Origin of the sequence: Hephaestia sp. MAHUQ-44, assembly GCF_023806085.1 — a bacterium.
Classification (GTDB): Bacteria; Pseudomonadota; Alphaproteobacteria; order Sphingomonadales; family Sphingomonadaceae; genus Sphingomonas.
Window position 1 is genome coordinate 31856 of the sequence record NZ_JAMSLX010000018.1, and the last position, 19417, is coordinate 51272.

A 19417-nucleotide genomic window follows, 5' to 3' on the forward strand; every position below is an offset into this window, starting at 1 on the left:
TATGACCGACGCGCCGCTGCTCGCCGAGGGGATCGCCGAGTATCTGGCGGCGGTACGGGGGCCGCGCCCCGCCTCGCTGGAGGAGGGGCGCCTTGCCGCCGATCTCGGCGCGCCACGGATCGCCTGTCCATGCCCCGAGGGGATGACGGTGACCTCGACTTTCGTCGCGTGTGAAGGCCGCGAGACGGCGCTGCGCCTCTATCGCCCGGCGGGAGAAGGGCCGCAGCCGGCGATCGTCTATTGTCACGGCGGCGGCTTCACCACCGGCAGCATCGCGAGCTACGAACCCGTGGCGATGGCGTTGGCCGATGCCGCGCAGGCGACCGTGGTCAGCGTCCATTATGCGCGGCTACCCGAGGCCACGCCGCGTGCGATGATCGAGGAATGTTACGACGCGCTGTGCTGGACGGCGCGGATGGCTGTGCCACTCGATCTCGATCCGGATCGGATCGCGGTCGCGGGCGATAGCGCGGGGGCATTCATCGCCGCGTTGCTCGCGATTCTGGCGCGCGATCGGGCCGGGCCGACGCTTGCCTGCCAGTTGCTCTGTTACGGCAGCTTCGATCTGGATGCGACGCGGCCCGCCTATCGCGCCGCGCGCGATCCGGTACTGGTGCCGGCGATCATCGAGGCGATGATCGCAACCTATCAGGCGTGCGCCGCGCGCGATCCCGCGCCGTTCCCGCCGCCGCTCCATTGCCCCGATCTCGCGGGATTGCCGCCCGCATTGCTGCTGGGCGCCGAATACGACCCGCTGCTGGAAGAGGGGCGTGACTTCGCCGAGCGGCTGCGTCTCGCGGGCGGGTCGGTCGAACTGCGCGTTGCCCCCGCGATGTGCCACGGTTTCCTGCGCGCCGTGCGCTTTTCCGCGCCGGCCCGCGACGAGATGCAGTGGCTCGGCCAGGCTTTTCAATCTCTCATCGCACCGAAAAGGATTCAATGATGACACTCAAGGCCGACGACCCCGCATTCCAGGCCGGGCGCGAGATGCGTAAACAATTGTTCGGCGACGCGAGCGTCGGTCGCCTCGACGCGGCCGACGATTTCCACGAGCCGCTCGAAAATTACGTTACCTCGGCGTGCTTCGGCGAGACCTGGACGCGGCCGGGGCTCACGCTGCGCGAGCGCAGCCTGATCACGATGGCGATCTGCGCCGCGCTCAACCGCCACACGCCGCTCAAGCGGCTGGTGAAATGCGCGGTCGCCAATGGCGCGACCAAGGAGGATATCCGCGAGACGCTGCTTCAGACGACGATGTATATCGGTGTCGCCGGGGGTGTCGAAAGCTGGGGCCTCGCTGCCGAGGCGCTCAAGGAGATCGACGCTTATTGAGCCGGTGCGGCGGGCTTCGCGACCTTGAGGCCCGCCGCTGCGATCCCCGCCGTCGCGCAGGCGATATCGTCCGCGGGTTTGCCCCCGGAGACGCCGACCCCGCCCAGCAATGCGCCGTCGGCGGTGTAGATCGGTACCCCGCCGCCCATCGTTGCGACGTTGGGCGTGTTGAGCGGCGGATTGAACGTTGCGGTATCGGCGGTCGCGCGGCCCGAATGTGCTGCCGAATTTGCCTTCCACCGCGCGACGTCGTGCACACCGGCGGAGGTTCCGTCCATATGCGCGAGCGTGACGGGCATGCCGTGCGGCTCGAGCACGAAGATCGCCATCCTCATGTCGCGTTCCGTGGCCCAGGCGATGCACGTATCGCGGATCGTCGCAGCGCTGGCATAATCGAGGCCGGGGCGCAGCGTCTGCGAGCCCGCGGTGCCCGCGATCAGTAGCAACGGCATCGCCATGGCCGTCGAGAGCAAACCGAAATGAAATTGGGTCACCATCGTTCCTTTGGGTTGATGCGGGGTTCAGGCGTCCGCGGGCAAAGTGCGCGGCCGCTGCGCGCGGGCGAGGAGCAGGGTCGTGACCGGGATGACGAGAATCGCACCGAACAGCAGCATCACCCAGAATCGACTGGCTCCCGCGCCGATCACATAGCCGCCGAGCAGCGGGCCGATGATGCCGCCGACGCGCGAACAACCCATCATGATGCCGAGCCCTGCATTGCGCATCGTGGCGTCATAATAATTGAGCGTCACCAGGATGAGCGCGGTGTAGGCGCCGACGTTGAAGAAACCGGACAGCGTTGAGGCGCCGATCAAGGCCCAGGTCATGCCATTGGGTGCGGCGCCGAGCATCACGAAGGTTACGCCCATCATCACGAGGAAGATCACGGCGACCTTTACCTCGCTGCCACGTCGCGCGATCGCGCCGACGAACAGATGGGCGAGGACTCCCGCGCCATAGGTTGTCACGCCGGCGATGCCGTTCCAGGTCATGTTCAGTCCGGCATAGGCGAGAATCTGCGGGCGCCAACTCGCCCGGAAGCCGCCGCTGACGGTGAACACGAAGCCCGCGACGCATAGCAGCAGCGTACCGATCCAGAAGGCGCGCGGAATAGCGGCGAGCCCGCCGCGTTTCTTTTCGCGCGCACTGGGCGCGGGCGGCAGCGTTTCATAAGCGGGCATGTTCATACGCCGCAGCAGCGCGTTGAGCCTGGCGAGCGCTTCCGGCCGCTCCTGCGCGCGCGCGGCAAGGAAGGCGGGCGATTCGGCGAGCAGGAAAAAGGCGAGCACGAAGCTGATCGTGTTGAGCACGGTTGCCGCCGTGAAGATCGATTGCCAGCCGAACGGTTCGATCAACAGCGCCGCCAGCGCGCCGCACAACATGCCGCCGATCGAATAGCCGGTGTGCAGGATGCCGATCAGCAGGTTCGATCGCTGGGCGTTGCTGAATTCCGATACGGTGACGTTGAGACATACCACGAGCGCGCCGAGGCAGACGCCGGTGAGCAGGCGCAGGATCACGAGTTCGGCGATGTGGCTGACGATCGAGGTCAGGAACAGCAGGCCGACGAGCGCGCCGAGCAGCCAGAGCACGAACGGGCGCCGTCCGACCCGATCGGCAAGGGGCGAGAGGAAGATCGAGCCGAGGGCGATGCCGACGGGTGTCGCGCTGTAGGTAAGACCGAAGGTCTCGGGTGAGATGCCCCATTGTTCGATCATCACCGGCGCGGCGTAAGACAGGGTCACCACGTCGAGGCCGTCGGCGGCATAGGTCAGCACGCAGATCGCGACGATCGCGTATTGATACCAGCTCATCGGCGATTGCTTGATGAGCGCATCGGGTGTGGGAGGCGTGCTCATGCGTGCCGCCTCCCTGCCGAACGGGGATGATAGGGATCGATCGCCAATGGCCTCATACGCATTCCAGTCGGTTCACTTTCACCGTTGGCGACACGATCCCGGGAGCATCAGAAGCGCAACCGGACGCCGCTGACGTAATAGCGGCCGATCCGATCGTACATTTGCGAGTTGGACACCGTGGGCTGGACGATGTTGTTGGGGATCACCGGCGGATCGGTGTTCAGCAGATTGTCGATCTTGCCGTAGATTTCGATATTGTCGGTCAGTTTGTAGGAGGCCGACAGATCGAGATAGGCGCGGCCCTTCACCCGGTTCTGGTCGGCGGGCAGATCGACGTCATCGACATAGATGCTGCGGAACTTGCCGCCGCCGATATAGCGGACATAGGCACCGAGCCGCAGCGGCCCACCCGCATAGGTGAGGTCGAAATTCGCCTTCCAGCGCGGCTGCCCGCCCGGATCGGTGGCAATGTCGCCGAGCGAACTCGTCGTCACGCCCGAGGTGGTGAGCGCCAGCTTGTCGACATAGTTGACCAGCAGGCGCGATCCCAGCGTGCCGGCCGCCAGCGGACGCCGGTACGACAATTCAAAATCGACGCCGGCGGTCTCGATCGTCTGCGCGTTGATCAGCGTCGCCTGAACCAGCGTGATCGCGTTCGCGGCATTCTGGGTGACGAAGGCGCAGAATTCGGGGAGATTGGCAATGAAGCAATTGTTGACGATCGTCTGCGACGGGACCGCGGTGATCGCGCCGTCGATCTTGATCGAATAATAATCGATCGACGCGCTCAGGCCGGGCAGCGCGCTGGGCTGGACCACCACGCCCACGGCCTTGGTATCGGCCTTTTCGGGCAGCAGGTTCGGGTTGCCGCCGGTCAACTGGGTCACGAATCCGGCGACGTTGTTGCGCGGATCGTTGATCGTGTTGATGACCTGATTCTGGCCCGAAAACAGCTCGTTGACGTTCGCCGCGCGAATGTCGCGCGAGAGCGTCCCGCGGAACCGGATGTCCTCGATCGGCGAATAATTGAGCCCCGCCTTCCAGGTGGTCACGCCGCCGCTCGAGCTATAGTCGGTGTAGCGGATCGCGCCGTTGAACTCGATATTGTTGGCGAAGGGCAAGTCCTTGGCCAGCGGAACCGCAGCTTCGGCGTAGACTTCCCACACATCGAGATCACCGGCGAACGACTTCTGGTTGATCGAGCGCCAGCCCGAGACTTCCGAAATCGGATCCGAGACGCTTTTGATCTCCTCGCGGCGATATTCGCCGCCGACCGCGATCTTGACCTCTCCGGCCCAGGTGTTGAACGGCGAGCCGTTGAGGTTCGCGCCGAACGAATTCTGGCTCATCCTGGCATCGTAGAACGAGGTGCCGCGATACCAGTCGAGCGCGGCCTGGCTGATCGAGCCTGCCCCGAAGGCATTGATCGGCACGCACGCCGCATTGTCGTTGTTCGGGTTCGCATCGACGTTGATGCGGCACACCGGCTGGCCGGTGACCGGGCTGATCACCGCATCGATGCCCTGCGTCCAGCGCGCGTTGATACGGTTGTTCACGCTTTCCTGCCGGAAGGTGTTTTCCGAGCGCTGGGCGTAGACGTCCCAGTCCCAGCTGCCGAAATTGCCTTCGGCGCCCACGGCATAACGGGTCGCGCGCGACACGCTGTTATTTTCCGAAAAACCGTCGTCGAGGTTCATCCGGCCGAACGCGAACGAGGGGATGTTGTTGTCGATCATGATCTGCCGGATGGATTGCGGCAGGAAGGCGTTGTCCTGATGGATGGTCAGCGTGCCGTTGTCGTAATTGGGCGCGAGATCGGACAGCACTTCGACGCGCGACCAGAGCAGGTCGGCCCACAAGGTGAGGTTCTTGCTGGCCTCGAAACTGGCCCGGCTATAGCCCGAATAGCGCGTGATGTGCGGCAGGATGTTGCCTTCGTCCTGGATCGAGACGCCATCGCCGCCGATCATGAAGGTGGTGTTGGGCGTCGCGCCGTAGGTGAAGGGCTCGGGCGTCCCGCCGGGGCCGAACTGGATGCCGTGAAGCGGGCTCCCCACCGGCGCGTTGATCAGGCCGCCGAAGGTCATCTTCGAATAGAGCGCGTTATAGGCGATGAAATTCTTCGTCTGGCCGTTGGTGGGCGTATAGGCCGGATTGTTGAACAAGACGGGATTGCCACGCCCCCATGGGCGCGAGGCAACCGTCGTCTGGCCGGTATTGCGGTAGAAATCGCCCGCGATCGTGATGTTCAGGCGACCATCGAGGAACGAATGCCCCGCCGCACCCGAGAGCACCGGGCGGTTGAAGTCACCATAATCGGACACGCCGTAGGAGGCATCGAGCTTGACGCCTTCCATCTTCTTTTCGAGCGAGAAGTTGATCACGCCCGCCACCGCGTCCGAGCCGTAGGCGGCGGACGCGCCGCCGGTGACGACTTCGACGCCGCTGATCAGCGAGACGGGGAAGATATTGGTATCGACGCCGCCGAACGGATTGGTCGCCGCGAGGCGACGCCCGTCGAGCAGCAGCAGCGTGCGCGCGGCGCCCAGCGCGCGGAGATCGGCGACGTTCTGGCCGACCGGCTCGCTCGATTTGCCGACGTTCTGGTTGATGCGCAGTTGCGGAATCTCATAGGCGAGTTCGGCCACGCTGGTCAGCGCGCGGTCCTCGATCTGGCCCGCGCCGATCGTGGTCACCGGCGTCGGCGCGGTAAAGCCCGAGCCGAGGCGTGAACCGGTCACGACGATGCTGCTGCTGCCCGCGTCGTTGGCGGCGGCGATCTCGTCCTGCTGCGACTCCGATTCGGCCTGGGCATAGGCCGGAACCGCGATCGCCAGCGAAGCGAGCGCGATGGCGGTGATGCTGACGTCCTTCAACGCCGCACGGTGGCGGGCACACGCGAACACTGGCTGCGAGTTCTTCATCTAATCCTCCCCTCGAAAGGCTCGAGCTCTTCGGCGGATCGCACCGCGCGTCCGCAGAATGACTCCGCCCGGTTTCCGACGATCGCGTGTTCGCGGTTCGCCGGTGACACTCATTCTGAATTAACGAACGTCAGTTGCCTATGACATATAAAGTCTAGCTGGCAAGCACAAAATCAGTTAATACTGAACGTCGTTAGTCAAAAGCGCGGTGGAATCGGGGGCTCGATCCTTCGACTCGAACGGCGGTCACAGGAGAAAGCGTCGATGGCGGCTGTCGGGAACCGGGCGCAGGCGGTGGAACCGCCTGCCGGGATGAGCCCCTACCAATATGCGGTCGTGATGCTGTGTTGTCTGATCAACATCTCCGATGGCTTCGATGTGGTGTCGCTCGCGGTCGCCGCACCGGTATTGAGCAAGGAGTGGCAGGTCGATCCGGGCGTGCTCGGCACGATCTTCAGCGCCGCGGCGATCGGGCTGACGATCGGCGCGTTCCTGGTGGCGCCGCTGGCCGACAAGATCGGGCGCCGCCCGGTGATGCTCGGCAGCCTGGCGTCGCTGACGATCGCGGTATCGCTGACCAGCGTGGCGTCGGCATTGTGGCAGTTGTTCGTGTTGCGGCTGGTCACCGGTATCGGACTCGGCACACTCGTGGTGTGCCTCAATGTTACCGTCGCCGATTATGCGAGCACCAAGGCGCGTAACCTGAGCATGGCGATCCTGCATACGGGCTTTACGATCGGCATGATGCTGGGCAGCGGTATCGCCGCGCTGGTGCTCGAAACCATCGGCTGGCGGGCGGTCTTCGTCGCTGCCGGCACGCTCAACGTCATCACGCTGGTGCTCAGCTTCTTCATTCTGGGCGAATCGCGCGATTTCCTCGTACGGCGGCAGGCCGCGCGGGATCTGGCGCGGCTCAATCGGCTTCAGCGCCGCATGAGGCTCGACCCGTTCGCCGCGATGCCGCCCCGGCCCGCGATCGTGCGCAACTGGCGTACCTCGCTCACCGCGATGCTCGAACCCGGTTTACGCGGGCAAACCATCCTCATCTGGATCGCGTCGCTGACCTACGCGATCGTCGGCTATTTCCTGCTCAACTGGAAACCGACGATTCTCGCCAATGCCGGGTTGACGCCGACGCTGGCGGCGGCGAGCGGGATCATCACCGGTGCGTGCGGTGCGCTTGGCCACCTCGCGATGGGGCTGGCGGGGCGGCGCGTCGGCGAGGGCCGGCTGACCGCGATGTTCTTCACCGGCGCGATGGTGACACTGGTGATTTTCGGCATTCAGCCCCCCGATCCGATTCCGCTGCTGGCGATGGCCGGGCTCACCACCTTCTTCGTGGTTGGCGCCTATACCGGGCTGTTTCTGGTCGCGGTGAACATCTATGCGCCGTCGATCCAGGCCACCGGGGTGGGCTTTGTGGTGGGCTTCGGCAGGGTTGGGGCGATCGTCGGTCCGATGATCGGCGGCTTCCTGCTCAGCACCGGGCTCGATCGCATGGGCACCTATTTCGTCTTTTCGGCGATCGCGATCATTCCTGCGATCACGATGCACCTCGCCAACCGTCTTGCCGCGGGCAAGGCTTCCACTGGAGACTTCGATGCAGAACCCGCCCGTCAGGCTGTTTGATACCCACGCGCATTTCTTCACCAACGATATCGCGCGTTTCCCGATCGAGATCGCCGGCGCGCGCGAGGGGCGCGAATCGATCCTGCGCCGTATCGACGCCGAGCCGGCGACGGCGGCACGGATCCTCGGTCTGTGGAATGAGAACGGCGTCACCGGCGGCGCCGCGGTGCAGTACAATACCGTCTACAAGACCGATAACAGCTACACGTTGGCCGTCGCCGATGCGCATCGCGACCGTATTTCGGCCGTGCTGATCCTCAGCGCGGCCGAGCCCGAAACCCCGGCGATGCTCGACACGCTGGCGCGCACGCACAATGTGCGCGGGCTGCGCCTGTTCGGCTATCCCGACGATCGGGGCGACTATCCGTGGCTCGATTCGCCGGCCGCGCTTGACACATGGGAAGTCGCCGCCGCGCACAAGCTGACGATGGTCGTGATGTATGCGCCCGGCCAGCCCTCGGCGGCGGCGCTGGGACGGATCGTGGCGCTCGCCAGGCGCTTCGCGCCGATGACGATCGCGCTCGACCATTGCGGCTGGCCGGCGATCGATGCGGGCGTGGAAGGAACGCTGGGGGCTGAACATCTGATGCTGGCCGAGGTGCCCAACATCGTTTTCAAATTCACCCAGATCAACCTCAACCGTTTCCGCGAGACCGGGATCGATGCGGCGCGTTTCCTGCGTCACATCGTCGATATCTATGGCGCTGGCCGCGTGATGTGGGGCTCCGACTACGGGAATACCAAGGAGACCTATGCCGAGATGGTGACGCAGGCGGTGGCGGCGACCAGCCTGCTCGACGCCTCGGAGCGCGACCGGGTGCTGCACGCGAATGGCCAGCGGCTTTTCGGCGGATGACCGGGGCAGCGGCGCCCGAGCCGCCGGTGATCGACGCGCACGCGCATGTTTTCACCCGCGCGATGCCGTTTACCGATACCGCCTGGACGCGGCCCGATTACGATTATCCGGTCGAGGCGTATCTGGCCGAGCTCGATGCGCATGGTGTTGCATTCGGCGTGATCACCGCGGCGAGCCTGTTCGGCGACTATAACGATTATAGTCTTGCTGCGCTGGCGCAGCATCCGCGGTTGCGCGCGACGGTGATGCTCGATCCCGACACCGGGCCGGCCGACCTCGCCGATCTCCGGCGGCAGGGGGTGCGCGGGGTGCGGTTCCAGCTTCGGCCGGACGCCCCGCTGCCAGATCTCCAGGGCTATCGGTTTCGGCGTTTCGTGACGCGGCTGGCCGATGCGGGGTTGCATCTGGAGCTCAATCTTGCCGGGCCGCAACTTGCTGGAATCCTCCCCGCGCTTGCCGAGCATCGTGTCGATATCGTGATCGACCATTTCGGGCTGCTGCGCAGCGAGCGCGATATGGAAGGCGAGGGCTTCCAGGCGGTGCTGCGGTCGATCGATACCGGGCGTGTCCGGGTGAAGATCTCGGCCGGCTTTCGGCTGCCGGCCGAGCGGCTGGCCAGCTATGCAGGCAAGCTGCTCGAGGTGGCGGGGCCCGAACGGCTGTTCTGGGGCAGCGATGCGCCGTTCGTGGGTGCCGAGGAGCGGATGCGTTTTACCGACGCGCTGGAGACATTCTACCGCATCGTGCCCGACGCGGCCACGCGTCGGCGCATCTCCGACGCTGCGCTACGCTTCTACTTCTTCTAAATCTCAGGCCCGAGCGGCGCGCATCTGCGCGGCCTTGACCGTGTTGGCGAGCAGGCAGGCGATGGTCATCGGGCCAACGCCGCCGGGCACGGGGGTGACGGCGCGCGCGTGCTGGGCCTCGTCGAACGCGACGTCGCCGACCAGCCTGGTGCGGCCGTCGGGCTGGACGACGCGGGTGATGCCGACGTCGATCACCACCGCGCCTTGCTTGATCCAGAAGCCCTTGACGAGGCGCGGCGCGCCAGCCGCGGCAACGATGATGTCGGCCTTGCGCACGATATCGGGCAGGTTGCGCGTTTCGATATGGGTGACCGTCACCGTCGCCTCGCGTTCGAGCAGGAGCATCGCGATCGGCTTGCCGACGATGTTCGACTTGCCGATCACCACCGCGTCGAGCCCGGTGAGATCGTCGAGCACGCTATCGAGCAGCATCATCACGCCGAGCGGCGTACACGGGACGAGCCCGCCGGTGCCGGTCGAGAGCCGCCCGACATTGACCGGGTGGAAACCATCGACGTCCTTGGCGGGGTCGACCGCGCCGAGGACAGTGGCTTCGTCGATATGCGGCGGCAGCGGCACCTGAACGAGGATGCCGTGGATGCAAGGGTCGGCGTTCAGGCGCGCGATCAGCGTCAGCAGCGCGTCCTGCGGCGTGCTCGCCGGGAGGCGATGCTCGCTCGAGGTAATCCCGACGCGGGCGCATGCCGCGATCTTGCTGGCGACATAGACTTCGCTCGCGGGGTCGTTGCCGATCAACACCACCGCCAGCCCCGGCGGCGCGCCGTCGCGCGCGCGGATGTCGCGCACAGCGGCCGCGGTGCGGGCGTCGACCGTCCGGGCGAGCGCGCGCCCGTCGATCCGCTCAGCCAGCGTCGTCGTCACGCGGCGTCGAGCGTGACCGCGTTGATCACCTGCGCCTGCGTATATTCCTCCAGCCCTTCCTGGCCCATTTCGGTGCCCATGCCGGATTGCTTCAGGCCGCGAAAGGGGAGGCGCGGATCGATCGCCATCAACTGGTTGATCCACACCGTGCCCGATGTGACGCGCATCGCCACCTCGGTCGCGCGGGCGAGATCATTGCTCCAGACGGTACCGCCGAGCCCGTAATCGGTGCCGTTGACGCGCGCGATCAGATCGTCGAGGTCGCGATATTTGAGCACGGGCAACACCGGCCCGAACTGCTCCTCTTGCACCAGCGGAGCTGCGTCGTCGATGTCGCGGACGATCGTCGGCGGGATGAAATAGCCCGGCCGGTCGAGCGGGGCGCCGCCGGCAATCACCGTACCGCGCGTCGCGCTGTCCTCGATCAGTGCGGCGACCTTGTCGAACTGGAGCCGGTTCTGCACCGGGCCGATCTGCGCGCCCTGATTGGCGCCGTCGTCGACCACCGCCGCGCGCGCCAGCCGGGCGATCTCGTCGCAAAAGGCGTCATAGAGCGCTTCGGGGACATAGACGCGCTTGATCGCGACGCAGATCTGGCCGGCGTTGCGCATCGATCCCGCGAACACCTTGGCGGCGATCTGTACCGGATCGACGTCGTCGAGCACGATCGACGCGTCGTTGCCGCCCAGTTCGAGCGTCACACGCTTGAGCGTGCCCGCCGAGGACGCCAGTACTTTCTTGCCGGTCGCGGTCGAGCCGGTGAAGGAGACCTTGGCGATATCCGGGTGCGCGGTCAGCGCGGGGCCGAGTTCGTTTTCGTCGCACAGGATGTTCACCACACCCGCCGGCAGGATTTTCTGGCACAACTCGCCGAACAGCAAGGCGGTGAGCGGGGTGGTGGGCGCGGGCTTGCAGACCAGCGTGTTGCCGGCGATCAGCGCGGGCGCGACCTTGTTCGCGAGCAGCATCATCGGAAAGTTCCAGGGCGTGATCGTCGCCACCACGCCGAGCGGGGTGCGGTGCTCGATCACGCGGTTGGCGCCGTCGTCGCGCAGCACTTTGGGGTCGAGCCGCATGGTCGCAAAGGCGCGCATCACCGCGACGCAACCGCCGATCTCCCTGGCGGCCTGATCGAGCGGCTTGCCCTGTTCGGCGGTGAGCAGCGCGGCAAATTCCGCCACGCGTTCGGCCAGCGCGTCGGCCAGCGCTTCCACCAGCCGGGCGCGTTCCCCGATCGGCGTCGCAGCCCAGCCGGGAAAAGCGCGTTTCGCGGCGGCAACGGCATCGTCGAGCAGCGCCGCATCGGCCCTGGGGCATTGCGCGAAGGGCCGGGCGGTTGCCGGATTGATGACATCGAAGCTGGCCACACCCGGCACCAGGGCGCCACCGACGAGCAGGCGGAAGTGATGATCCATGGGCATTCCTCAGGCTGGCTGGGCTTGGCGTGCCGCTGTTTCGGCGGCGGCATCGTCGAGATCGAGCCCGACGAGCCGGGCGGGGTTGTCGCCGATCATCGCGCTGATGTCGTCGTCGCCATAGCCGATATCGATCAGCATCTGGATGACATAGCGAAGCCCCTCGACCGGCGTCGGATTGCCGACCTGGCCCAGATCGGAGCCGATGATCGTGTTGGCCACGCCGCCGGACTCGATGCACATTTTCAGGCTGTCATGGCTGTAGTTCTTGCCCTGAACGCCCGCCCACATGCAGCAGCTATGTTCGAGATAGGCGCCCATTTTCGCCAACTCGCCCATGTCGGCGGGGGTGCAGCCGATCAGGAAGGTCGGATGGTTGACCAGCAGCCGGGTGATACCGCGCGTCTTGGCCTCGGTGAAGAGCGGCCAGATCTCGCTGATGTGGAGATGGCCCGCCGAGAGCACGGCATCGTATTCCGCGATCTGATCGAGGATGCGTTTGACCTCATCCTTGAGCTTGCCGCGATCGTCGACGACGGTGAGCATCGTCGGATCGAGCATCTTGTCCTTGGTCGGCAGGAACTGCTTGCGGTGCGAATGGCGGATATGGTTGGCCGACGAGAAGGTGGGCATCCACACCAGCCGCGCGCCGAGCTTGAAGCCGTGCTCGACGGCATAGGGATTGAAGCCGCCGATAGTATTGTTGAGCGGCACCCCGGTGAGCAGCTTGACCGAGCCCGGCATGATCTCGTCGAGCAGTGCCGCGACCGGCGTGACCGAGTAATAATGGTCCTTGAACAGGATCGCGCGGAGCCCGGCGGCTTCGCCTTCCCGGATCGCCTCGACATGGTTGAGGCGGCGCGGCATCACCGAGGGGCCGCTGTGGCAATGAAGGTCGATCGCGCCCTTGAGGAGTTGGGTGATCCGGTCGCTCATACTTCGGTCTCCCCGGTGGATGTGGGCATCGGATAATCGGCCGCGTTGAGCACCCAGCCCGGCTTGGCCGAGAAATCCCGGCGCGGTGGGCAGAAGGCGTCGATCAGGCGATTGAGGCCATCGCCGATGCCTTGCGACGTATGCGTCGTGGGCGGCGGGATCACCGCGACCGACGGCGCCAGGCAGCGCTCGTGATCGTCGGCGATCCACTGGGTCGAATCGCTGATCCAGGGCCAGCGCAGATGGTGGATATAATCGCCGTCGAGCGCGATCGAATATTGCTCGAAATCGTCGTGGTGATGCGGCGAGAGATTGTCGGGTGCGCGTGGGCCGGGGCGGCCGTCGCCGAAATTGATCATGATCGTCGAGCCGCGATAGAGGCGGCCGAACCGCCCCTGCTCGGGCGCGACATCGCCCGGATAGACGCGGATGCGGCGTCCGCCGACCGGATCGGGCCAGGGCTCGAACGGCGCCACGTTGGGGTCGGGCTGGGCGTAATCGCCAGCGTTGGAGGTCTTCGCGACCAGATCGGCGGCGCGCGTGGTGAGGAGCCGCAGGATCCGGCCACCCTTTCGGACGACGATCCGGCTGTCGCCCGCGGGGACGAACGCGACCGCGCGGCCCGACATGGTCGCGCGGCCCTCGGCGATCTCGATCTCGATTTCGGCTCCATCGTCGTCGGGCAGAACGATGGCATATTCGTCGGGCTGGGCGATGCGTTCGAGCACCGCGCCGGGCTGGGCAACGCTATAGGCGACCACCATCGTCTGGCCGCGGGCGTACCACGTATCAACCAGTTCGGTGCTTTCCTGCGGCGCCTGATCGTAGAAGCGGGCGTAGCTGGCATGCTTGAAGCTCGTCGGCGCCGGGCCGTTGGCCTGGGGGGCGAGGGTGGTCCTCAAATCGTTGCGCCCGTACATCAGCTCTCCTCTCAGCCGCGCGCATTGTCGCGGCTTTATTGCGTCAATCTATGGTCGCACCGCGCCCGGCGTCTAATTCCTTGTCGGCGGCCACTCGATACCAGGAAAGTATCAGAGCGCCGATAATCACTTATATCGTGATATTATCGTTCATGACCGAAATAGGCATTGGACCTCGCGTCGGACCGCGCCAAGATAGCAGGCAAGCTGATATTGGTCGAGGGAGGAGCGCCAGCGTGTCGCAAGCCGCAACGGAAATGGTCGCGGAGAGCGCGACGGAGTCGCGCTCAGGCCTGACGCGGCTGCTCGAACCGCGCTCGATCGCGATCGCGGGTGCCTCACCCGATCCCGCGACGATGGGCGGCGTGATCCTGGCGAATTGCGCGCGTTTCGGCTTCGCGGGCGCTGTGCATCTGATCAGCCCGACGCGTGACGAGATCAACGGGCGGCCCTGCGTGCGCTCGGTCGACGATCTGCCTGAGGGCGTCGATGCGCTGGTGCTCAACGTGCCGCGCGCCGCGATCCTGCCGGCAGTCGAGGCGGCGGCGCGGCGCGGCGTGGGCGGCGTGATCGTGTTCGCCTCTGGCTTCGCCGAGAGCGGCGAGGACGGGCGGTGCGATCAGGAGGCGATCGCGGCGGTCTGTCGCGCGGCGGGCATGGCGCTGCTCGGCCCCAATTGCATGGGCTATGTGAACCAGGCCGGCGGCATGGCGCTGACCTTCGAGCCCGCGCATCCGCAACCGCTCGGCGCGCGCCGCAGCGTGGCGGTGGTGGCGCAGAGCGGGGCGGCGGCATCGAGCATCCGCGCCGCGATGCAGGGCCGCGGCATCTCGGTTGCGCTGCAGGTGGCGACCGGAAACGAAGCGGTCGTCCGCGCGAGCGATATGATCGATTTCATCGTCGCGCAGGGCCGGGCGGCTGCGATCGCGCTGTATTGCGAGCAGGTCCGCGATCCAGCAGCCTTTCTGGTCGCGGTACGCCACGCCCGTGATGCGGGGGTTCCGGTGGTGATGCTTCATCCGGGCCGCAGCAAACGCGGGCAGCAAGCCGCGCAGTCGCACACCGGGGCGATGGTGGGCGATTATGCGCTGATGCGCACCGCGGTCGAGAACGATGCCGTCGTCATGGTCGATACGCTGGACGAACTGTTTGATACCGTTGCGATCCTCCACCGCTTTCCGACGCCCGTGCCGGGCGCGCTGGGCGTGATCACCAATTCGGGCGCACTGCGTGGCATGGCGTTCGACTTCGCCGAAGATATCGAACTGCCGATCGCGACCGTTGCGGATGCGACGCTGGCGCGGCTCGCCGCCTTGCTGCCCGCGGGCATGGAGATCGACAATCCGCTCGACGTCGGCACCACCGGTTTCGCCAAGGGCGACATCTTCGGGCTGTCGACGGCGGCAATGCTCGCCGATCCGGCGGTGAGCGGCGTGCTGCTGCCGATGGCGGGCGGCGGCCCGTCGCAGCAACGAGCCAAAGGCGAGGCGATCATCCCCGAGGCGCTGGCCGCGACCAAGCCGGTGGCGGTCGCGATCGTCGGCGACGAATCTCCGCTCGATCCCGATTTCGTCGCGGCGATGCGCGCGAGCGAGACGCCGCTGTTCCGATCGCCCGAACGCGCGATGCGGGCCTTTGCCGCCGCCCGGCGCTATGCCGATGCGCTCGGCGGGGTCGCGGATCGTACGCCGCCCGCCACCGGGCTGTCGGGCTGGGCCGAGGCCGGGGTGAAGCCCGAATATATCGGCAAGACATTCCTGCGCGAAATCGGCGTGCGCGTGCCCGAGGGCGCGCTTGCGGCGACGATCGGTGACGCGCTGAAGATTGCCGCCGGGATCGGCTTTCCAGTGGTGCTCAAGGCCCAGGCCGGCGCGCTCAGCCACAAGAGCGACGTCGGCGGCGTGATCCTGAACCTGGCGGACGAGGCGCAGCTTCGCGACGGGTGGGTACGGCTGATGAGCAATCTTGGGCCGATTCCGATCGAGGGCGTGTTGGTCGAGCGGATGTCGTCGCCCGGTCTCGAGATGGTGGTGGGCGCACGCCATCACCCCGAATGGGGTCCGACCGTGATGGTCGGCCTTGGCGGCGTGCTGATCGAGGCACTCGACGCGGCGGAACTGCTGCCCGCCGATATTTCGCATGCGCGCGCGGTGACACGCATTCGCGGCTTGCGCGGCGCGGCGCTGCTTGGCGCATTTCGTGGGCGGCCGGCGCGCGACGTCGAAGCCGTCGCGGACGTGGTGGTGAAGGTCGGCGCTGTGATGCGTGCGGGGCTCAACATCGACGAAATCGACATCAATCCGCTGATGGTGCTGGCGGAAGGCGACGGGGCGGTGGCGCTGGATGCGCTGATCGTCACCGGCGCGTAGCAAAAGGCGAGACAAGGATGGAGACGATCATGGATGACAAGGACACGCGGCCGGTGCCCGGTGGGAACACCGTGCTGGTGGAATTCGAGGACGGCATCGCCTGGGTTCATCTCAATCGCCCCGAAAAGCGCAATGCGATGAGTATCGAGCTGGCGCGCGAGATGAATCAGGTGCTCGACGCGCTCGAACTCGACGATCGCTGCGGCGTGATCGTGCTCACCGGCAAGGGCGAGGCTTTCTCTGCGGGCATGGATTTGCAGGGCTTCTTCCGGGCCTCGGACGCGGTGAGCGATGTCGAGCGTCACCGCGCCTATCGCGAGACGCGCGCCTGGCAATGGCGCACGCTGATGTTCTACGCAAAGCCGACGATCGCGATGGTCAACGGCTGGTGCTTCGGCGGCGCCTTCACCCCCTTGATCTGCTGCGATCTGGCGATCGCCGACGAGAAGGCGGTGTTCGGCCTGTCCGAGATCAATTGGGGTATCATTCCCGGTGGCGTGGTTTCCAAGGCGCTGTCGACGCTGATGGGCGACCGCGAGGCGCTTTATTATGTGATGACCGGTGAACAGTTTGACGGCCGGCGCGCCAAGGAATTGGGGCTGATCAACGAAGCGGTATCCGCCGACACGCTCAAGCAACGCACGCGCGAACTGGCGCAGGTGCTGCTGGGCAAGAACCCGACGACGCTGCGTCAGGCGCGCATGGCGTATAAATATGCGCGCGAGATGGATTGGGAGCTGGCGGCCGAATATCTGACCGCCAAGGGCGATCAGACCACGTTCGTCGACCGCGAGAAGGGCCGCGAAAAGGGCATGGTCCAGTTTCTCGACGAGAAGACGTTCAAGCCCGGCCACGGCAATTACAAGCGCGATTGAGGGGTAGAGCCATGAAGCGACCAAGCGGTGCAAAAGGCGGTGAGCTGGCGGAGGTCGTCCCGGCCTTTGTCGAGATGACCGATCGGATTCTCTATGGCGAAGTGTGGGAGCGCGCCGGGCTGTCCAAGCGCGACCGTTCGATGCTGACGGTGGCGGCGCTGATGACCGCCAACCGGCATCAGCAGCTCGAGGCGCATCTCGGCCTCGCGCTCGACAATGGTGTGACGGTGGAGGAACTGGGCGAGGCGCTGCTGCACCTGGCCTTCTATGCGTCCTGGCCGGCGTCGGTCACCGCGTCGCGGATGCTGCTTGAGGTGGTCGAGAAGCGGAAGGGTTAAGCGGGGAGCCGGGCGCCGTCAGGCGCCCACCCCACCGCCGCGCTCGACCTCGGCGAGCATGTGCTCGGTGTCGCCGAACAAGGTTTCGAGCACCGTCAGCCGCTGGAAATAGCGCCCGGCGGGATATTCCGATGTCAGGCCCATGCCGCCATGGAGTTGGATCGCCTCGCTGCCGACGAAGCGGCCGGTGCGGTTGACCAGCGCCCGCGCCGCGGCGGCGGCCACGGTGCGTTTCGCGGCTGGCGCATCGAGCATCGAGATGGCGTAGATCGTGATCGAGCGCGCCTGTTCGATCGCGACCAGCATGTCCGCGGCGCGATGTTGCAGCGCCTGGAACGTCCCGATCGCGACGCCGAACTGGCTGCGCGTGCGCAGATAATCGGTGGTGAGCGCGAGTAGCCGCTCCATCGCGCCCACGGCTTCGCTGCAACAGGCGACGATCGCGCCGTCGATGACGGCGGCGAGCAGGTCGCGGTTGGTGGCGGGATCGCCGATCGCTGCATTTTCCGGCAGCAAAACATTGTCGAAGCGGATGTTGGTGGCGCTGCGGCCGTCGGGTGTAGGATGCGCTTGCTGCGCAACGCCCTGTGTATCGGCGGGGATGAGGAAAAGGCCGAGGCCGTCGGCGGTCGTGGCCGGGCAGATCAGCAGGTCGGCGGTGCTGCCGTCGAGCAGTGCGCTCTTTTCGCCGCGCAGTCGCCAGCCGTCGTCGGTACGCTCGGCATGGGTGGCGCAGGCATCCCAGCGATAGCGTTCGCCGGGCTCGTACAGGCAGAGCGCCGCGCGGCGCCCGTGGTCGAGCACCTCGGCCAGCGCCGGGTGACCGGCATCGGCGAGCAGGCGGCCGGCGAGCAGGACAGATTGGAGCCACGGCGCCTCACCAAGCGTGCGGCCATAGGCTTCCATCACCAGCATCACCGCCTCGTGCCCACCGTCGAGTCCGCCCGACGCGGCGGGAAAGGGCAAGGCAAGCAGGCCGAGATCGCGATAGTCCTGCCATTGTGCCATGGGATCGCGCGGCGTGCTGCGGCCATGGTCCTCGAACAACCGGTCGATGGAGTCGCGGAGCAATGCTTGCTCGTCGCTGAGATCGAAATTCATATCAGAGCCCCAGAACGGCTTTGGCGAGGATGTTGCGCTGGATCTCGCTCGATCCGCCGAAGATCGAGTATTTCCGCGCGGTGAAATAGGTGGAGACGATCGCCGAACGGGCGTCGAGTCCCTGGAATTCGGCGTCCTCGTCGATCGTGGCAGCGAAGCCCGCGGTCAGTGCGTCGGGCCCGAGCGCGTCGAACGCCAGCCCCGCGGCCATCTGGAGTATCTCCCCGCCGCGGATCTTGAGGATCGAGGTTTTGGGGTCGGGCCCCCCGGCGGGGTCGCGCGCGCTGGCGACGACGCGCATCTGGGTGATCTCGAGCGCCTTGAGTTCGATCTCGGCGAGCGTGAGGCGACGGTGGAAGGCGGGATCGTCGATTCCTTCGGCAAGCGCGCGCACGCGCTCGAGCCGGCGGCGCGACAGGCCGACGTTGCCCATCGAGGTGCGTTCCTGCCCGAGCAAATATTTGGCTTGATTCCAGCCGCGCCCTTCCTCGCCGACCAGATTTTCCGCCGGGACCAGCACGTCGTCGAAGAATATTTCGTTGACATGGTGGCAGCCATCGATCGTGCGGATCGGCCGCACGGTGATGCCGGGGCTCGTCATGTCGATGAGAAGAAAGGAGATGCCCTGCTGCTTGCGGCCACTCGCATCGGTGCGCACGAGGCAGAAGATCCAGTCGGCGTGATGGGCATAGGTCGTCCAGGTCTTCTGGCCGTTGACGCGATAGGCGTCGCCCTCGCGCACCGCCGAGGTGGTGAGCGACGCGAGATCCGATCCCGCGCCCGGCTCCGAGAAGCCCTGACAGAACCACAGGTCGAGATTGGCGATCGCGGGCAGGAAGCGGCGTTTCTGCGCCTCCGATCCGAATGCGGCGATCACCGGCCCGATCAGCGCGACGTTGAAGGGGAGCGGCTTGGGCACGCCGTTGCGGTCGATCTCCTCGGCGAGGATCATGCGCTTGACCGCCGACCAGTCGCGGCCGCCCCAGGCGACCGGCCACTGCGGGACGGCATACCCCGCGCGGTTGAGGATCTGCTGCGATTCGACCATCCATGCGCGGGGCAGGGGCTTGTCCTCGAGCATGGCCGCGCGAATGCGCACCGGCACCTGGGTCGTCAGATAATCGCGGACGGTGGCGCGGAAATCACGTTCGTCGGCCGTGAATTGTAGGTCCATC

At 66.1% G+C, this 19417-nt stretch carries 17 protein-coding genes; 8 read left to right on the top strand and 9 right to left on the bottom strand.

All coding sequences use genetic code 11. The annotated features are described in order from the left end of the window. The first annotated feature begins 1 nt into the window (after nucleotide 1). Both NFE57_RS15055 and NFE57_RS15060 read left to right on the top strand, forming a co-directional pair. Nucleotides 2-943: an alpha/beta hydrolase gene (locus NFE57_RS15055; protein WP_252136414.1), complete on the top strand. Its 942-nt coding sequence runs from the start codon at nucleotides 2-4 to the stop codon at nucleotides 941-943. Further along, a complete protein-coding gene (locus tag NFE57_RS15060) occupies nucleotides 943-1332 on the top strand; it encodes a carboxymuconolactone decarboxylase family protein (protein WP_252136415.1) in 390 nt (129 codons plus the stop codon). The genes NFE57_RS15055 and NFE57_RS15060 overlap by 1 nt, the downstream gene beginning before the upstream one ends. Here the strand turns inward: NFE57_RS15060 and NFE57_RS15065 are convergent. The 3 genes from NFE57_RS15065 to NFE57_RS15075 form a co-directional block, all read right to left on the bottom strand. Then, nucleotides 1326-1826: a heme-binding protein gene (locus NFE57_RS15065; protein WP_252136416.1), complete on the bottom strand. Its 501-nt coding sequence runs from the start codon at nucleotides 1824-1826 to the stop codon at nucleotides 1326-1328. The two genes, NFE57_RS15060 and NFE57_RS15065, sit on opposite strands and share 7 nt — an antisense overlap. A gap of 27 nt (nucleotides 1827-1853) precedes the next feature. Next, nucleotides 1854-3191: an MFS transporter gene (locus tag NFE57_RS15070; RefSeq protein ID WP_252136417.1), complete on the bottom strand. Its 1338-nt coding sequence runs from the start codon at nucleotides 3189-3191 to the stop codon at nucleotides 1854-1856. 107 nt (nucleotides 3192-3298) lie between these two features. Then, complete coding sequence (locus NFE57_RS15075; RefSeq protein ID WP_252136418.1) at nucleotides 3299-6115, bottom strand: TonB-dependent receptor domain-containing protein; 2817 nt, start codon at nucleotides 6113-6115, stop codon at nucleotides 3299-3301. A gap of 264 nt (nucleotides 6116-6379) precedes the next feature. On the opposite strand from NFE57_RS15075, the gene NFE57_RS15080 reads away from it, so the two are divergent. Genes NFE57_RS15080 through NFE57_RS15090 form a run of 3 tightly spaced genes read left to right on the top strand, consistent with a single transcriptional unit; the run spans nucleotide 6380 to nucleotide 9406 of the window. After that, the gene (locus tag NFE57_RS15080; protein WP_252136419.1) at nucleotides 6380-7744 is read left to right on the top strand and encodes an MFS transporter; all 1365 of its coding nucleotides are present in this window, start codon (nucleotides 6380-6382) and stop codon (nucleotides 7742-7744) included. Beyond that, the gene (locus NFE57_RS15085) at nucleotides 7716-8600 is read left to right on the top strand and encodes an amidohydrolase family protein (RefSeq protein ID WP_252136420.1); all 885 of its coding nucleotides are present in this window, start codon (nucleotides 7716-7718) and stop codon (nucleotides 8598-8600) included. The genes NFE57_RS15080 and NFE57_RS15085 overlap by 29 nt, the downstream gene beginning before the upstream one ends. After that, on the top strand, nucleotides 8597-9406 hold the full coding sequence (locus NFE57_RS15090; RefSeq protein ID WP_252136421.1) for an amidohydrolase family protein: 810 nt from the start codon (nucleotides 8597-8599) through the stop codon (nucleotides 9404-9406). Before NFE57_RS15085 ends, NFE57_RS15090 begins: the two co-directional genes overlap by 4 nt. A gap of 3 nt (nucleotides 9407-9409) precedes the next feature. On the opposite strand, the gene folD is transcribed toward NFE57_RS15090, so the two are convergent. The 4 genes from folD to NFE57_RS15110 are packed head-to-tail and all read right to left on the bottom strand — an operon-like array spanning nucleotide 9410 to nucleotide 13541. Then, nucleotides 9410-10276 carry a bifunctional methylenetetrahydrofolate dehydrogenase/methenyltetrahydrofolate cyclohydrolase FolD gene (gene folD / locus NFE57_RS15095; RefSeq protein ID WP_252136440.1) on the bottom strand — a complete coding sequence of 289 codons (867 nt, stop codon included), beginning with the start codon at nucleotides 10274-10276 and terminating at the stop codon, nucleotides 9410-9412. A gap of 8 nt (nucleotides 10277-10284) precedes the next feature. After that, a complete protein-coding gene (locus NFE57_RS15100; protein WP_252136422.1) occupies nucleotides 10285-11703 on the bottom strand; it encodes an aldehyde dehydrogenase family protein in 1419 nt (472 codons plus the stop codon). A 9-nt stretch (nucleotides 11704-11712) separates the two neighbouring features. After that, a complete protein-coding gene (locus NFE57_RS15105; protein ID WP_252136423.1) occupies nucleotides 11713-12639 on the bottom strand; it encodes a DUF6282 family protein in 927 nt (308 codons plus the stop codon). Next, nucleotides 12636-13541: a cupin domain-containing protein gene (locus NFE57_RS15110; protein ID WP_252136424.1), complete on the bottom strand. Its 906-nt coding sequence runs from the start codon at nucleotides 13539-13541 to the stop codon at nucleotides 12636-12638. The genes NFE57_RS15105 and NFE57_RS15110 overlap by 4 nt, the downstream gene beginning before the upstream one ends. Nucleotides 13542-13795: 254 nt before the next feature. Between NFE57_RS15110 and NFE57_RS15115 the strand changes: the two genes are divergently transcribed. From NFE57_RS15115 to NFE57_RS15125, 3 genes are read left to right on the top strand one after another with little or no spacing between them, the layout of a single operon-like run. Then, nucleotides 13796-15928 carry an acetate--CoA ligase family protein gene (locus tag NFE57_RS15115; RefSeq protein WP_252136425.1) on the top strand — a complete coding sequence of 711 codons (2133 nt, stop codon included), beginning with the start codon at nucleotides 13796-13798 and terminating at the stop codon, nucleotides 15926-15928. Between the two features lie 17 nt (nucleotides 15929-15945). Further along, the gene (locus tag NFE57_RS15120; protein ID WP_252136426.1) at nucleotides 15946-16803 is read left to right on the top strand and encodes a p-hydroxycinnamoyl CoA hydratase/lyase; all 858 of its coding nucleotides are present in this window, start codon (nucleotides 15946-15948) and stop codon (nucleotides 16801-16803) included. 11 nt (nucleotides 16804-16814) lie between these two features. Next, the gene (locus NFE57_RS15125) at nucleotides 16815-17141 is read left to right on the top strand and encodes a carboxymuconolactone decarboxylase family protein (protein ID WP_252136427.1); all 327 of its coding nucleotides are present in this window, start codon (nucleotides 16815-16817) and stop codon (nucleotides 17139-17141) included. Between the two features lie 18 nt (nucleotides 17142-17159). Here NFE57_RS15125 and NFE57_RS15130 read toward each other — a convergent pair whose 3' ends face one another. Beyond that, the gene (locus tag NFE57_RS15130) at nucleotides 17160-18242 is read right to left on the bottom strand and encodes an acyl-CoA dehydrogenase family protein (RefSeq protein WP_252136428.1); all 1083 of its coding nucleotides are present in this window, start codon (nucleotides 18240-18242) and stop codon (nucleotides 17160-17162) included. Between the two features lies 1 nt (nucleotide 18243). Further along, a complete protein-coding gene (locus tag NFE57_RS15135; protein ID WP_252136429.1) occupies nucleotides 18244-19416 on the bottom strand; it encodes an acyl-CoA dehydrogenase family protein in 1173 nt (390 codons plus the stop codon). Between the last annotated feature and the right edge of the window lies 1 nt (nucleotide 19417).

Excerpts from the sequence above, each read along its gene's own strand:
- NFE57_RS15090 (WP_252136421.1), top strand. The coding sequence starts at position 8,597 with ATGACCGGGGCAGCGGCGCCCGAGCCGCCGGTGATCGACGCGCACGCG.
- NFE57_RS15075 (WP_252136418.1), bottom strand. The coding sequence starts at position 6,115 with ATGAAGAACTCGCAGCCAGTGTTCGCGTGTGCCCGCCACCGTGCGGCG.
- NFE57_RS15105 (WP_252136423.1), bottom strand. The coding sequence starts at position 12,639 with ATGAGCGACCGGATCACCCAACTCCTCAAGGGCGCGATCGACCTTCAT.
- NFE57_RS15070 (WP_252136417.1), bottom strand. The coding sequence starts at position 3,191 with ATGAGCACGCCTCCCACACCCGATGCGCTCATCAAGCAATCGCCGATG.
- NFE57_RS15125 (WP_252136427.1), top strand. The coding sequence starts at position 16,815 with ATGAAGCGACCAAGCGGTGCAAAAGGCGGTGAGCTGGCGGAGGTCGTC.
- NFE57_RS15055 (WP_252136414.1), top strand. The coding sequence starts at position 2 with ATGACCGACGCGCCGCTGCTCGCCGAGGGGATCGCCGAGTATCTGGCG.
- NFE57_RS15100 (WP_252136422.1), bottom strand. The coding sequence starts at position 11,703 with ATGGATCATCACTTCCGCCTGCTCGTCGGTGGCGCCCTGGTGCCGGGT.
- NFE57_RS15060 (WP_252136415.1), top strand. The coding sequence starts at position 943 with ATGACACTCAAGGCCGACGACCCCGCATTCCAGGCCGGGCGCGAGATG.
- NFE57_RS15120 (WP_252136426.1), top strand. The coding sequence starts at position 15,946 with ATGGAGACGATCATGGATGACAAGGACACGCGGCCGGTGCCCGGTGGG.
- NFE57_RS15085 (WP_252136420.1), top strand. The coding sequence starts at position 7,716 with ATGCAGAACCCGCCCGTCAGGCTGTTTGATACCCACGCGCATTTCTTC.
- NFE57_RS15130 (WP_252136428.1), bottom strand. The coding sequence starts at position 18,242 with ATGAATTTCGATCTCAGCGACGAGCAAGCATTGCTCCGCGACTCCATC.
- NFE57_RS15080 (WP_252136419.1), top strand. The coding sequence starts at position 6,380 with ATGGCGGCTGTCGGGAACCGGGCGCAGGCGGTGGAACCGCCTGCCGGG.
- NFE57_RS15135 (WP_252136429.1), bottom strand. The coding sequence starts at position 19,416 with ATGGACCTACAATTCACGGCCGACGAACGTGATTTCCGCGCCACCGTC.